Source organism: Oceanobacillus polygoni, from assembly GCF_008304605.1.
GTDB lineage: Bacteria > Bacillota > Bacilli > Bacillales > Amphibacillaceae > Oceanobacillus > Oceanobacillus polygoni.
Genome location: NZ_PIJY01000026.1, coordinates 180,133 through 194,795 on the forward strand (window position 1 = coordinate 180,133; position 14,663 = coordinate 194,795).

Consider the following 14,663-nt stretch of genomic DNA (forward strand, 5'->3'; position numbering starts at 1 on the left):
AGGAACTTCTACTAAGAACGCCCACGTCCTGTGGGCAACGTAGAAGTCAGCACATCCTGTGCAAGCCCGTTCCTCACGTATTAATTGCATACGTTCCGGTACTCAAAGCTTCACCGCCTCGAACTTCTCGGTACTTTTTATCCTCCTTTTTGAACACGTACTTTAAGCGTATTCTTTTTGTCTGTAATCTCCGTATTTACCGCAATAGAAAGTTAATGGATTACCATCTGTTACTTTTACATCTTTTACGCTACCGATAAACAGTGTATGGTCACCAACTACAATTTCTTGATCGACATCACAAACAACCGAAGCTAAAGATTCTTTAATAACTGGCACACCTTGAATGGAACCAAAATCAACGCCGCCTTCTTTTTTCTTTTGCCCAGCAAAATTCATGGAGATGTCCTGCTGTTGATCCGAAAGAAAGTTTACTGCATATTGCCCTGAAGCCTTTATTTTTTTGAGCATATTTGCATGATTATCAATTGAAATCGTTATCAATTTTGGTTCTAGTGAAATAGACATAAATGCATTCGCTGTCATTCCATGAGCATCAGTGCCATCATTTGTTGTGATTACCGTTACACCTGTAGCGAATCTCCCCATTGCATTCCGAAATTCTCTGCTATCCATTAAAACTCCTCCTTTAAAATTATACCGAAAGACTCTCTGATACGTTGATCCTACTAATAAATTCAATTGAACAAACATCACCTAACTCGTGAGCCGGTTCATTCAATTTCAATTCATTATCTGCTCTCGAATTAGAATATTGATGAAACTTACCGTGTAAGGTTTTTGTTCCTTGCTTCACTTTCACTGCATAAGTTCCAGGTCTCGGAAAAATAGATTTATCACTTGGCTGTACAACTATATTTCCATTGATTTTATATGGAAGAATGTTAACGCTCACCTCATAATTCGAGCCTACATAATAAGGCACCACATTCACATTCCCTTCCTGGACCAATCCTCTTATAAGTGTAGAGCTAATTTTTTCCTGCAAGTAGGTTTTTTTAGGGATAACGGATAAACCAAACCCACTTTTTTTCGATTCTTTCCGGAGTAGTTGTGTGTTACCCTGCGCCTTAAAACCAAACGTGAAATCAAAACCGACAACGACGTGTTTCGTATTTGAATTCAATATATATCTCTGGATGAAGTCAGCCGGAAGGAGTGAAGCGAAAGTGCGATCAAATTCCATAACAAATAACTTATCAACTCCCATGGCTTCCATTTTTTTAATTTTTTCAGGTAATGTCATCAAGTACTTACGATTTTTATTCCCTTTTAAAACTTCATCTGGATGCGGGCTAAATGTCATCGCAGTAAATAAGACATTTTGCTTTTTCGCCAGTTCCTTGGCACGGTTTAATAATTCTTGATGCCCTAAATGCACCCCATCGAAAAATCCGATTGCCATGATATGAGGTTTCTGAGATATTTGGTCATCCAAGTGAGTCAAGTTAATCACTTCCATTACAGAATTCTCCTTCCTGCTGCATTGTTTTCTAGCCTACATTCATCTTATTCAATTCCATTCATTACTTCTATGACATTTTTTGTTTAAAATGCTTTTATTTTAAGACAGTTTCTGTTTGTGTTCCTGATTTTGTTAATATTGATGGTTTTTTAATGTTTTGGCTTTCTAAGAACTCATCGACCATTGCTTTATATGGTTCTTTATTATAATTATCAAAGTAAGCCATACCCATTTTCACTGGATCGCCAAAGAAGTAGTACTCATAATGTGTCTGACGGCTTCCAAATGAACTCATTGTCATGTCCCATGCAAGACGGAATAATTGAACACGTTCGAAACCTTCCACGTTTTTACCTTGCATGGCTCTGTTTAAGATTGGTCCAAGTTCTGCGCTAGCAAAATCATCATAAGTCGGAATCCCCATTAAGCCAGATGCACCTAAAATTCTTAAGATTTCTGCTAAACGTGGATATACACGTGGGAACCAGTTTCTTGCAGCATTCAATGCTTCAAAGTCTGGAGTCATCATGCCCCATTTGTCAATTTTTGCATTGTACTCGGCTTTGTATAGATGAGATTTCATATTTTCTAGCGTAAGCATAATTTCTGTACCTTTGTCTTTCACATGCTGGAATCCATCGATACCAATTGAATCCATCAGCTTAAGCACAACACCGAGTAAAAATTCTACTTTTGCAATATCTTTTGCGATAACCTGATGTGACATGTGTACCACTGCATTTGTTTCAGCGAATGCGCCATTACAAATCTCAGAATCTTCCAGAATGAAAATACGATCCCAAGGAACAAGTACATTATCAAAGGAAACAATTGCATCTCCTTCTTCGAACTGAGAGCCTACTGGATGATCATAACCATTTTTACCATAATCAAATCCTTCGCGGCTTAGGTATTTCAATCCTGGCGTGTTATTTGGTATTGCAAAAGCAAGTGAATAAGGATCATCTTTTGCTCCTGTTCTAACTACGGTCGAAGGGAAAACGAAAATTTCATCCGTAATACCAGCTTGTGTAGCAAGTAAGCGAATACCGTCAACAATAACTCCATCATCATTCTTCTCCACTACATGCAGAGCAACATTTGCATCTTTTTGTTCCGCCTGTATTTTCGCACGATTTACTTGCGGATGAATCAATGTGTGCGTGAGACTGATATCATTTTCTCTAGCATATTCTGCGTACTTTCTAGCGTTTTCAGCAAATTGCGGATTACCTTTGCCGTAATAATCATATGCTTTTTCCATTGTCATAACTTCTGAATTTAAATAGTCTGGAGAGCGTCCCATTAAACCTTTTGTGATTCCCTGCCACTCCATAATCGCTTCTCGACGTTCGATTAAGTCTTCTATAGTTTCCGGTGCCATGAAGGTCTTTCCAACTTTATCACCGGTTGTTGGAGATGTATAAAGCATTTTTTCTGGTTTTTCATATTGTAAATCATACAATTTTGCCATGGATTGGACGGCACCTTTAAATGCCGGATGTGTAGTAACATCTTCTACTCGCTCCCCATGGATATAAACGTTGTTCTTTGCTTTCTTTAAATTATCAATGTACTGCTGTCCTGTTTTAGCTGGCATAACTTTATCCTCCTTTAGTTTCCATCTGATTTTCTTCCATTTTTTCAAGTTGTTTTCAAGACCGCCAAAATGTATTCGTTTTCATAATGTGTTATAAAAATAAAATGATTACATATCATTGTGGTCACAGAAAAACCGTGCATATGCTTTTAAAACATTTTAATAATTCAACCTTGTTTGTATAGTAACACGCAATTGGATATATGAAAAATATCTAAAATATATGATTGCCATATATTTTAGATATACTATTATATATAATTTGTAGTGAAGTGAATTTTTTGACTTCTTCATCAATTGATACTATCATTTTTTTATATATACTAGGTTTATTACCGTTTAGATAAGAGATATCGGGGTGGAGAAAGATGGATATGAGACAACTGCGTTACTTTTATACGATTGCAACAGAAGGACAAATTACAAGAGCAGCAAAGAAACTTCATATGGCCCAGCCACCATTGAGCCAAAGCTTGAAAGCGTTAGAAGAAGAGATAGGTGTCCCGCTGTTTGAAAGAAACGGAAAAAAAATGGAGCTAACGGATGCTGGTGAAGTGCTATACAATAAAGCAGATTATTTTTTTAAGTTTTTCGATGAAGCGCTTACAGAAGTGAAAGAAACAGGAGAAGGACTAAAGGGACAACTGACTGTAGGCTGTGTAAAGACACTTTTTTCTCATATACCACAACGAATTAAATCTTTTCGTGAAAAATATCCTAACGTAACATTTGAATTAAGAGAGGGCGACTCTTACCTTCTTGCAGAGCAACTTAAGAACCGAAATATTGATTTGGCTGTAGTTCGTCTTCCCCTTGATATGGAACCTTATTCGAGCCTCTTTCTACCAGAGGAAAAATATGTAGCTATTATGCCTGAACAGTGGGCAAAATCCTATCAAGCCGAAACCATTACGATGAACGAACTTGCCAATTTACCTTTAATATTATTAAGACGAATCAGTGGTGTTGGTCAGTATGAATTGATTATGGATAAATTTGAAAAGCGAAGGCTTTCTCCAGATATTGTGACAGTTTGTCCCGATGTGGATATGATTCTTGAATTGGTCAGCGCAGAAGTTGGGGCTTCCATTGTTCCAGCGTCCACTCTAAAAAAACATTCTATTAACGGTATAAAAGGTTTTGCCATTGAGGATGAAACGATTATTTCAAAATCTGCGATTATTTGGCTGAAGGATCGTTATCTTTCTAAAAGTAAACAACGTTTTATTGAGTTGTTTGAGGAGCCAACCAGGTAATCTATTAAATAGAGTTTTCTTTTTACGAGTAATTAAAATACGGGTGACATGCTCTAATAGCAAGTCTCCCGTATTTTTTAATTTTTTAGAACGGATAATCCAGCTTCTCTTTTTGAACCGATACCCATTTTGTTGTAGTAAACTCTTCAACTACCCATTCATGACCAAAACGGCCAATACCACTATTTTTAACTCCACCGAATGGGACATTTGCTTCCAACACCGCTGGCATATCGTTTACATGCGTGGTTCCTGATTCAATTTCAAGAGCCAATCGTTCACCCTTCTCTAGGTCACTGGTTACAATGGCTGCAGATAGACCGAACTCCGTATCATTTGCAACTTGAATCGCTTCTTCATCACTTTTTACCGGAATTACTTGTGCTATAGGACCAAAAACCTCTGTAGAAGCAAGTGTCGATTTATTTGGCACGTCCACAAACACATATGGAGAAATTACATTGCCGTTTCGTTCTCCTTCCAGTGCTACCTTTAACCCTTCTTCTTTTGCTTTCTCTACTAACCCCATCACTTTATCTGCCTGTTTTTCATTAATTAATGGCCCTATAATGGTTGCTGGGTCTTTCGGATCCCCGGCTTTTAGGTTTTTAACACGTTCAATGTATTTGCTAACGAATTCATCATAGATGGCTTCATGAACAATAATACGATTCGTAATAGCGCAAATTTGTCCATTATGCATAAACTTACCAAATGTAGCGATTTTAACCGCCTGGTCTATATCAGCATCCTCAAGGATTACAAGCGGGTTATTACCACCTAGCTCGAGTGCCAATCGCTTCATGCTCGTACCTGTTTTTTCCTTAATATGCTTCCCAACTGCAGTGGAACCAGTAAAACTGATAAAATCAGAGTTTGGATTCGTAATAAATTCGTCTCCAGCTTCTTCCACATCCGTCAAAATAGAGTTAAATATTCCAGCAGGTAGTCCTGCTTCTTCAAATGCTTTTGCGAAAATTTGACCACCAACAAGACCAACTTGTACATCTGGTTTATGGACAACTGCATTTCCTAATGCAAGCGCAGGGAAAATTGTTCTCGTTGCCATGTTGAATGGGAAGTTGAATGGCGTAATCGACGTAATTACTCCTAGCGGCAAACGGTACACACGGTTTAATTTGTTTGGAGTTCCGGAAGTATAATCTTTGGGCTGATAGATTTCATCTACCATTGGAATGGTATCTACTATATCCCCAACACCAAAGCCAAATTCTACTTCTGCTTTTAATCTAGTACCACCGGTTTCACGGGTAATAAGTTGAACAATCTCCTCTTTGTTTTCTTTTAAATAGTTTAAAGCCTTCGTTAAGATCTCTCTTCTTTCATCTACAGTTGTTTTCTTCCATTCTTTCTGTGCTTCTTTTGCTGCTTCGAACGCTTCTTTAATTTGACCCTTATTTGCAAGCTGCACAGTGGAAACAACAGAACGATCATACGGGTCTGTTATTTCATAATTTTTCCTACTTTTTTCTTCTACCCATTTTCCTCCGATAAAGCTTTTACTTATTTGATTTACTAAAGAAATGTCTAATGTGCTTGCCACCTGAAAATTCCTCCCTTTAATTATAATGTTATTTTATTATTCCTAAAATTTTATCATCTATTAAGTCTATCAATCTAGTACCCATATGGGTAATCATTACACCTAGCCGTACCAAACATTTATTTCGCTTTCACGTTATTCATAACCAACCCTTCATCAACAGTTGATTTTACAGACCTTTCCTGGGATTCCGCAATTATAATGGATGCTACGACAAGAACTAATCCAATCATGTCAGCCACACGTAATGCCTCACCTAGGAAAAGAATTGCACCTGCTGTTGCAACGATAGGAATCACTGCTGTTGCCATACCTGCTGTACTTGCATTAATTTTTGGTAAAGCTAAAAATGTAAAGCAATAGGCAATTATCCAACCTGTCAAAGCAAAAAGTATAATCCCAAGCCATGTACCACCTTCAGTGAAAAGAGCTAGGTCGATTGTCGTTAATTCGTAAATCGCCATTGGGAACGTTTGCATTGCTCCGAATAAACATAAGCCAGCTGCTAAGGTAAATGGGGGCAATTTCACTGAAAATTTCTTCGCATAAACAAAAAATAATGCTAGTGAAACTACTGCAGACAACATAAAAACAATTCCAAGTATACTGTTCTCTCCGCCACCTTGTACACCAGAAAGTTCCATAACCAAGACAGCAACGATTGCCAATCCAACAGCAAAGGATTTCTTTAAGCTTAAGCGCTCACGCAAGAGGAACAAAGATAAAATCAATACGACAGCGGGTGTTATACTTGTAATGATCCCAACTGAAATAACACTTGCATACGTTAATCCATACAACTGAAAAACAGTGTAAAGTGTTACCGTAAGCAAAGCCTGCATAAACATACCAAAATAATTTTTCTTACCTAACTTCGTCCACTTTGTATTTTCGGTGATTTTCGAAAAAGGAACCAAAATAATAGTGGCAATCAATATCGTTATAAAACTAAAAATAAATACAGGAAATTGCTCCATCATAACGCCGCCTATTGGAATACTTAGTCCAATCGACATCATACTTATGACTATAAATATCAATCCTTTGCTCAAAGGAAAACCTCCCATTTGCTTGATTTTTATTTGGAAATAACCTAGAAAAACTAGGGAAATAAACGTTCTTAGGAGGATTTTTTTATTTTTGATTAATCGTTTATTTTCCTAGTTTCTGTTTAATAGGATATTAATATTAAAAGCTTACTTTAAGCTAATTTCAAATACGGTCAAAGCTTCATCAATGATACTAAAAATTTCTTTCATTTCTTCTTCATTTACAATTAATGGAGGTGCAATGGCAACGATATTAGATCCATTCCAGTTAATAAACCTTAAGATAAGCTTACGGTCAAAGCATTCATTCACTACTTGAAATGCTGCACCAACTTCTGGATCAAATTGTTTTTCATTTTCACGATCTTCATATAACTCAAATGCACCAAGCAAGCCTATTGCTCTTGTCTTTGTTACATGGGGATGGTTTTCTTCTAATTTCTTTAACTCTGCTTTAAATACTTCTTCCATCTTCTTCACATTTTCCAGAACGTTGTCACGCTCCAGAATTTCAAGATTTTTCAATGCTACTGCACAAGATGTCGGGTGACCACTATAAGTAAATCCATGAAATAAAACGTCGTCTGTTTCGACAAATTGATCCCGGATCTTCTCTCTCATAACAACGCCACCAAGTGGAATATATCCGCTCGTAATCCCTTTAGCAAACGTCAACATATCAGGTACAACATTCCAATTATCTATTCCAAACTGCTCTCCTGTACGTCCGAAGCCACAAATAATTTCATCGGTAATCATTAGAATTTCTTTCTCATCACAGAGATCACGAAGCGCTTGTAAATATCCTTCTGGTGGAATCATGAGGCCACCAGCTCCCATGATTGGTTCTAAAATAATTGCCGCTATATTTTCTGCTCCTTCTTGCTCCACAATACCTCTTACACTCTTATCGTAATTTTTATTATCTCTGTCACCACGTTCACATTCTAATAGATGCGGCTCAGCGTGCAGAAAGTCTGGCGCTTTAGAACTTACGATACTATTAAATTCCTTAATACCAGTAGCACTTGTGGCTCCTTGAGCTACTCCATGATAACTACGACTAAGGCTGATTATTTTTTTACGGTTTGGCTGACCCTTTTGTTTCCAGTAATACCTCGCCAGTTTAAATGCAGTATCATTTGCTTCAGACCCGCCAGATGTGAAAAACACAACATTCAAATCCCCAGGAGTAAGCGTGGTAATCTTTTCTGCTAAGCGAATAGCAGGTTCATGTGAATAGCCATTAAAAGAAGAACTAAAGGCTAACTTAGTCATTTGTTCCTTCGCTGCTTCTCCTAATTCTTCCTGCCCGTGCCCGAGGTTTACATTCCAGAGCATGGACATCCCATCGATATATGTTCCACCGTTCACATCCTTCACTCTGACACCTTTTCCTTCCGAAACGATAATCGGAGGACCTTGTTCGTATTGTAGTTTTGGTGGGGTCAAAGGGTGTAAGTAATGCTTTTTATCCAAGTCAGATAATTCTTTCGCAATATTCGTTAACGTTTCATTTGCCATCATAAATTCCTCCAGTGTATATTGATTACTTTAAATTTTCGATCTATTCTAGCCGTAATGATTAACTTTAAGATTGTTCCAGTATTTGGACTGCAGTTCTATGACTTCATCAACAGCCACTTTCTGATCATTTTTTAATATGTTTACGGGCAGTCCTTCCATTACTTCCTGATAAGGATCCGCTGTTACTTTACTTTTTAATCCGGTTAGTGATTCAATAATTCTTAATGAACAAAATGGTACATAAGCTGCACTATATCCACCTTCATGACTTACTACCAACCGTCCTTCACAGAGGGTTTCAGCCATTCCTTTTACCAGTGATGCTATTTCACCAAAGCCTTCTGCGGTAACCATCATCCGGGCAAGTGGATCAAATACATTTGCATCTTGACCTGCCGATACAATGATTAGCTCCGGTTTAAATTCTTCCGCTATTGGAGCAACAACTTTTTCTAAAGCATATTTATATCCAGCATTGCCGGTACCAGCTGGCAAAGGGATATTTACATTATAACCTTCTCCTTCTTGAGTCCCTGTATGTTCAATAAATCCCCTGTTAGGAGGAAAATTTAATTCCTGATGGAGGGAGATGAATAATACTTCAGGGTCATTATAGAAAATATTCTCCGTTCCGTTACCATGATGGACATCCCAATCCAAAATCATAATTCGTTTTAAACCATATTTTTCACGAGCGTAATTAGCTGCTATTGCAACATTATTAAAAAGACAAAAGCCCATACCTTGATCCTTTTCAGCATGATGTCCGGGCGGTCTTGTTAGAGCATATACATTTTGTACTTCTCCTTTCATCACTGAATCGACTCCAGCCATAGTACCTCCTGCTGATAGAAGGGCTATTTCATAAGATCCCCTGCCAACAAGTGCAGCTAATCCTGCATCCCCACCGTTTGCATCACTTAAGTTTTTTACTTTTTCTACATAGGAAGGTTCGTGAATCTTTTCTATTTCTTCTCTATCAGCTGCTTTTGGTTTGATTATTTGCAGATTCTCGATAAATTCACTTCTTTCCAAAAGGTTTTTAATTCTTCTTTTACTTTTAGGACTCTCCCCGTGTTCGTCAGCTTCAATCCATCCTCCTGGCGGCAAACTCAATGCACCGTTTCCAGTATCGTGCCAGAAATAACTTTCATGGGAGATAAACCCTGTTTTTCTCTCCAAATAAACACTCCTTCCATATAGGCTGTTTTACTTGAACAAGTTGATGTCCACTGTTTGATAGCGTTTACATTTAAATCAAAAATCATTAAATTATCTACTTATTCAATTCACTCCTTTCAACTCTTTCTTATAAAATAATCATTCAAGGTGTTATTCAGACAAAACTTACGAACGGTCGTCAGTTTTCGTTTAAAACTATAAAGAGAACCCCTTTTAATAACCTTACGATCGATCGTTAGTTGTACTATACAATAATTACTGAATATTTTCAAGTATAAAAATACTTTTTTTCAACTTTTTATTCCACGCCAATAAATTTCCCAAGTTACCTGAAATCTCTTTTGGAAATTGGTAACATTCACATAAACTAATTCAACCAATAATCCATCAAAGATTGCTAGATAGGCAATTTTAGCTTCTTCTGCAGTAGCAGTTATACTTTCTTCATGATAAATAAATACTTGTTCGATATGTTTTTCCAACTCGCTATAATATTCCAATGCAGTAGTAATAATAATTTCCTGTAACGCACTGGGGGGAGTAAACATCATTCGTAATAGAAATTTAACATTATCTTCTTTATTGGATGTAAACCGTTTTTCCATTTGAATAATAAAATTATACAACACATCATCCAGTGGTTTACTGTTATATTGATCAAAATAATCATTTAAAAAAGCAATTTCTTCCCTAACTACCTCACTCATAATTTCCAAAAATAATTCTTCTTTATTTTTAAAGTGAGAGTAAATGGATTGCTTTTTTATCCCTACTCTCCCTGCTATGTCAGACAGTGATGTTGCAGTGTACCCTTTTTCAACAAACAGACTTAACGCATTTTTTTTTATTTTTGTTATTGTACTTATCATGTTTATCCCCCTGTTGCAATCTCTTAAATTGATTTCTGTCAACTTTTCAATTGGTATGCTTTAATTAGATAATAGAAGAATACATATAAAAAAACAACTTTTCTGAACATTAATCCATAATATTTTATTAGTGTTCTTACAAAAAGGCCTTTACAATAAAGGCCTAAACCAAAAGAAGAAGCAAATGATTCATTCATACTCATTCCTATCTATTTAATCTGTCTCATTTGTAATGTCCCTAAATTAGATATAGTTTCAGGAATAAGATAGGGGAAAACTCTACCGATTTAAAAGAGTGCTGGTAAATTTTAAGTGTATTGTAGAGACGGGAGGTAGCAGAACTTCTCCCGTCAAGTTATTTAATTACCTTCCTGAAACCTATTAACCCATCTTACTCTTTTCAACAGATTCAAGCTGAACAGGATCTACTACAGCAGCTTCCGTATAGGTCAGCGTTTTCCCAGTAATTCCAAAAATAATCGTCAGAATTGGGCATAACAAGCAAAAGAAAGCAAATGGCACATACGCTAGAGTCGGTACACCTAAAACACTTGTTATAAAAACACCGCACACACTCCATGGAACAAGTGGGTTTACTACCGTACCGGCATCCTCTGCCACTCTTGCTAAGTTCTTATTTGCAAGACCGAGTTTCTGGTATTGTGGCTGGAATGTTTCTGTGGTTAAAAGAATGGATAGATATTGTTCCCCAACTAGCAAGTTAACTCCAATCGCATTTAGCGCGGAGCCGGTAATTACTGACTTAACGGATCGTAACATTCTTTCCACAGATTCAAATAGCCTTGGGACGATCCCTAATGTAAACAGTAACCCTCCCATTCCCAATGCAAGTAAAATAATCGCAATCGTAAAAAACATGCTTTCCATTCCGCCCCGTGTCAGCAAGGAATCGATTTGTTCAATACCTGTCTCTGAGACGTAGCCTCCATATAAGATTCCAAGTAGGCCACCAATTGAAGGAACCGTATGGAAAATCGAGACAAGGATAGCACTAATCGTACCAGCTGTGAGCGATAATAATGCAGGTGCCTTAAAGATAGAAAAAATAACTAAGACAGCAAGTGGAATGACCGCATTATACCAGTGAATCAGCCCTGTATCCAAAAGCCCTTGCTGATATAACTCCATTTCACTGAAGTTCGCAGTTGAAATACTCGGTGATATAATTCCAAAAATAACCAATCCAATCAGGAATGCAGGAACTGTTGTCCACATCATATTTCGTATATGCTCAAACAAATCGACCTTCAGAATACTGGAAGCCATGTTCGTTGTATCCGAAATTGGAGACATTTTATCACCGAAAAATGCACCAGATACAATTGCTCCAGCTGTGATTGCCAGTGAAATATCAAGAGCCTGGGATATCCCGATAAAAGCTAATCCGACTGTTGCCACCGTTGTTAAGGAACTACCTACACAAATTCCAACGACAGAGGTTACGATTAAAACAATCGCATAATAAAAACTTGGTGTCACTAATTCAAAACCAGCATAAATCAAAGTCGGAATGGTTCCACTATAAATCCAGGCAGCGATTAAAATACCGATCATAAAGAAGAGAAAGACGGCCCCCATTCCAGATGTAGCACCTTCTGAAAAACCTTCCTGCAATTTTTCATAAGGGATCTTTTTAATGATTCCATAAATGATTAACAATAATAATGAAATCGTTAAAGGTATATGGGGTGGAGCTTCAAAATAGATAATACTGACACTGATAATAGCGATGATAGCTGAGATTACAAGGATAGCCTCAGACAAAGACGGCATTTGCTCAGGTTTAATTCGAAACATATTGAATCTCCTTCAATTTAAATTGTTAGATTAACGAAGTTCTATTAAAAGTAGTTTTGGTTTTTCGAGCAATGCTTTGAACCTATTCGTAAAGGCTATTGCATTTCCTCCGTCTGTAACTCGATGGTCGAATGTTAATGTTATGTTCATCATCGATCTGATTACTATCTCGTCATTATCGTTTACAACAGGCATTTTTTTCGTTTTATGAAAAGCCATTAATCCGACTTCTGGATAATTGATGATTGGCGTTGCACCAACACTTCCCATTGGCCCAACATTGCTGATTGTAAAGGTGCTTCCGGTCATCTCTTTCAATGATAATGTATTTTCTTTTGCTTTCTTCATCAGTTCTTTCATTTCTTTATGAATAGCTAGGATTGACTTTTTATCCGCGTTTTTAATGACTGGAACAATCAACCCTTCTTCCGTGTCCGTTGCAATTCCCATATGAACCCCTTTTTCTAATCTGATTTCCTCTTTTTTCTCATCAAGCTTGGCATTAAAAATTGGATATTCTCTCAATGATATCGTCAGCGCTTTAATAAAAAATGCTACTACAGACACATCCGCATCAGGCTTAATCTCTTTTCTGAACTGTAGTAACTCGGTCATATCAATTTCTTCCATGTGATGAACATGTGGGATCGTAAAGATGGAGGTTGTCATTTTTTTAGCAATTTGTTTGCGTCTGCCTTTAAATGGAATAATAGCTGCTTCCTCTTTCTCTTCGACTCCCTGATTCTCTGCCATCTCCTGAAAAGACTGATTTTGTAATTGTTTAACTGCAGGCATGACTTTTGTTGCTGCGCTCTCTTTGTTCTGAGCAAACTGCTGAACATCTTCTATGGTAATGCGTCCATCTTTACCAGTTCCTTCTACTAATTCAATATCCACATCCATTTCCCTAGCAACCTTCCTCGTATATGGTGCTGCTTTGATTCGCTTTGGCCCGTTTATTTTTTTCAGTTTCGTTTGTATGTTGGGATTAGCACGCTCTGCTAATTGTACAGATTGATTGTATGCTTCTTTTTGTATTTCTGCAGACTGTGTTTTTTCCATAGATCCATCTGCTTCAATTGTCAAAATCGTAGTTCCGACTGAGATAGTTGTCCCCTCAGCAATATAAATTTCTTTTACAATCCCTTTGGCAGGTGCTGTTAATTCGGCAACCATTTTTTCTGTCTGCAATTCTACAATCGGCTGATCTTCCTCAACGTGATCTCCTTTTTTTATAAAATAAGTCAGAATATCTCCTTCTGTCATACCTTCTCCGATATCATGTAGTTTTACTTCAACCAATCGTTCCACCTCCACTAAAAATTAATCACTTTATGAATTGCATCTAATACACGTGCCGGTGTCGGGATATTATGTTCTTCCAGAGCCCAAAAAGGAACATGAACATCTGCACCAGTAACACGTTCAATTGGTGATTTCATATATAAAAATGAAGTGTCATTTACAATCGAAATAATGTCATTTCCTAATCCTCCGGTTGCTGGAGCTTCATGAACAACGACACAGCGGCCGGTTTTCTGTACAGATTCAGCGATAATAGCTTTATCAATCGGATACAACGTGCGTAAGTCAATGACATCACAGGTAATGCCTTTTTCTGCTGCTTGTTCGGCTGCCTTCATCGCGATGGGTACCATTGCTCCCCAAGCAATTACCGTTGCATCGTCCCCTTCTCGCAAATACTTCCCTTTTCCAATTTCAATTTCATATTTTTCTTCTGGAACGTCACCTCTAACTGCACGATATAATCTTAGTGGCTCAAGAAATAGGACCGGATCCGGGTCCTCTATTGCCGAAATAAGAAGTCCTTTTGCATCGTGTGGATTAGATGGACAGACGACTTTTATCCCTGGCATATGGGTGAATAATGCTTCCATACTATCCGAATGGATTTCTGGAGCACGTACTCCTGCTCCATATGGTGCACGAATCACAAGTGGTACGGTAAAGGCACCTTTGGTACGGTAGCGCATTCTCGTCGCATGTGTCATAATTTGTTCGTATGCAGGGTAAATAAAACCTAAAAACTGAATTTCTGCTACTGGCAACAGTCCGTTTATTGCCATCCCAATTGAGGATCCGATGATTCCCGATTCACTCAATGGTGTATCAAAAACCCTCTTTTCCCCAAACTCTTCCTGCAAGCCATCGGTTGCCCGAAAGACACCACCATTTTTCCCAACATCTTCTCCTAATACCACGACTTCTTCTTTTTCGTTAAGCATTGTACGCATTCCATCGGTGATAGCTTGAATAAGCGTCAATTGTTTCGTTTTCGTTATGGATATCAT

At 37.6% G+C, this 14,663-nt stretch carries 12 protein-coding genes; 1 reads left to right on the forward strand and 11 read right to left on the reverse strand.

Translation table 11 applies throughout. The features are described 5' to 3' along the window. Positions 1–162: 162 nt before the first annotated feature. The 3 genes from F1560_RS12710 to hpaB all read right to left on the reverse strand — a co-directional run bounded on the left by F1560_RS12710 (position 163) and on the right by hpaB (position 3,086). Positions 163–636: a flavin reductase family protein gene (locus F1560_RS12710; RefSeq protein ID WP_149475004.1), complete on the reverse strand. Its 474-nt coding sequence runs from the start codon at positions 634–636 to the stop codon at positions 163–165. 19 nt (positions 637–655) lie between these two features. Continuing rightward, positions 656–1,483, reverse strand: a complete 828-nt coding sequence (locus F1560_RS12715; RefSeq protein ID WP_149475005.1) for an FAD synthetase family protein — start codon at positions 1,481–1,483, stop codon at positions 656–658. A gap of 97 nt (positions 1,484–1,580) precedes the next feature. Next, the gene (gene hpaB / locus F1560_RS12720) at positions 1,581–3,086 is read right to left on the reverse strand and encodes a 4-hydroxyphenylacetate 3-monooxygenase, oxygenase component (protein ID WP_149475006.1); all 1,506 of its coding nucleotides are present in this window, start codon (positions 3,084–3,086) and stop codon (positions 1,581–1,583) included. A 368-nt stretch (positions 3,087–3,454) separates the two neighbouring features. Between hpaB and F1560_RS12725 the strand changes: the two genes are divergently transcribed. Continuing rightward, positions 3,455–4,342 (forward strand): LysR family transcriptional regulator, encoded by an 888-nt coding sequence (locus F1560_RS12725; RefSeq protein ID WP_149475007.1) that lies wholly within the window; start codon positions 3,455–3,457, stop codon positions 4,340–4,342. Positions 4,343–4,427: 85 nt separating this feature from the next. Here F1560_RS12725 and F1560_RS12730 read toward each other — a convergent pair whose 3' ends face one another. From F1560_RS12730 to F1560_RS12765, 8 genes are all read right to left on the reverse strand, one after another. Continuing rightward, positions 4,428–5,888: an aldehyde dehydrogenase family protein gene (locus F1560_RS12730; protein ID WP_149475331.1), complete on the reverse strand. Its 1,461-nt coding sequence runs from the start codon at positions 5,886–5,888 to the stop codon at positions 4,428–4,430. Between the two features lie 137 nt (positions 5,889–6,025). Further along, a complete protein-coding gene (locus tag F1560_RS12735) occupies positions 6,026–6,958 on the reverse strand; it encodes a DMT family transporter (RefSeq protein WP_187773725.1) in 933 nt (310 codons plus the stop codon). Positions 6,959–7,102: 144 nt separating this feature from the next. Continuing rightward, positions 7,103–8,479 carry an aminotransferase family protein gene (locus F1560_RS12740; RefSeq protein ID WP_149475009.1) on the reverse strand — a complete coding sequence of 459 codons (1,377 nt, stop codon included), beginning with the start codon at positions 8,477–8,479 and terminating at the stop codon, positions 7,103–7,105. 48 nt (positions 8,480–8,527) lie between these two features. After that, entirely contained in the window at positions 8,528–9,664 is a 1,137-nt protein-coding gene (locus tag F1560_RS12745) for a class II histone deacetylase (RefSeq protein ID WP_149475010.1), read from the reverse strand. Between the two features lie 290 nt (positions 9,665–9,954). Next, positions 9,955–10,533, reverse strand: a complete 579-nt coding sequence (locus F1560_RS12750; RefSeq protein WP_149475011.1) for a TetR/AcrR family transcriptional regulator — start codon at positions 10,531–10,533, stop codon at positions 9,955–9,957. A gap of 381 nt (positions 10,534–10,914) precedes the next feature. Further along, a complete protein-coding gene (gene nhaC, locus F1560_RS12755) occupies positions 10,915–12,351 on the reverse strand; it encodes a Na+/H+ antiporter NhaC (RefSeq protein WP_149475012.1) in 1,437 nt (478 codons plus the stop codon). Positions 12,352–12,381: 30 nt separating this feature from the next. Continuing rightward, a complete protein-coding gene (locus tag F1560_RS12760) occupies positions 12,382–13,653 on the reverse strand; it encodes a dihydrolipoamide acetyltransferase family protein (RefSeq protein ID WP_149475013.1) in 1,272 nt (423 codons plus the stop codon). A gap of 14 nt (positions 13,654–13,667) precedes the next feature. After that, positions 13,668–14,663, reverse strand: coding sequence for an alpha-ketoacid dehydrogenase subunit beta (locus F1560_RS12765; protein WP_149475014.1), 996 nt, complete (start codon positions 14,661–14,663; stop codon positions 13,668–13,670).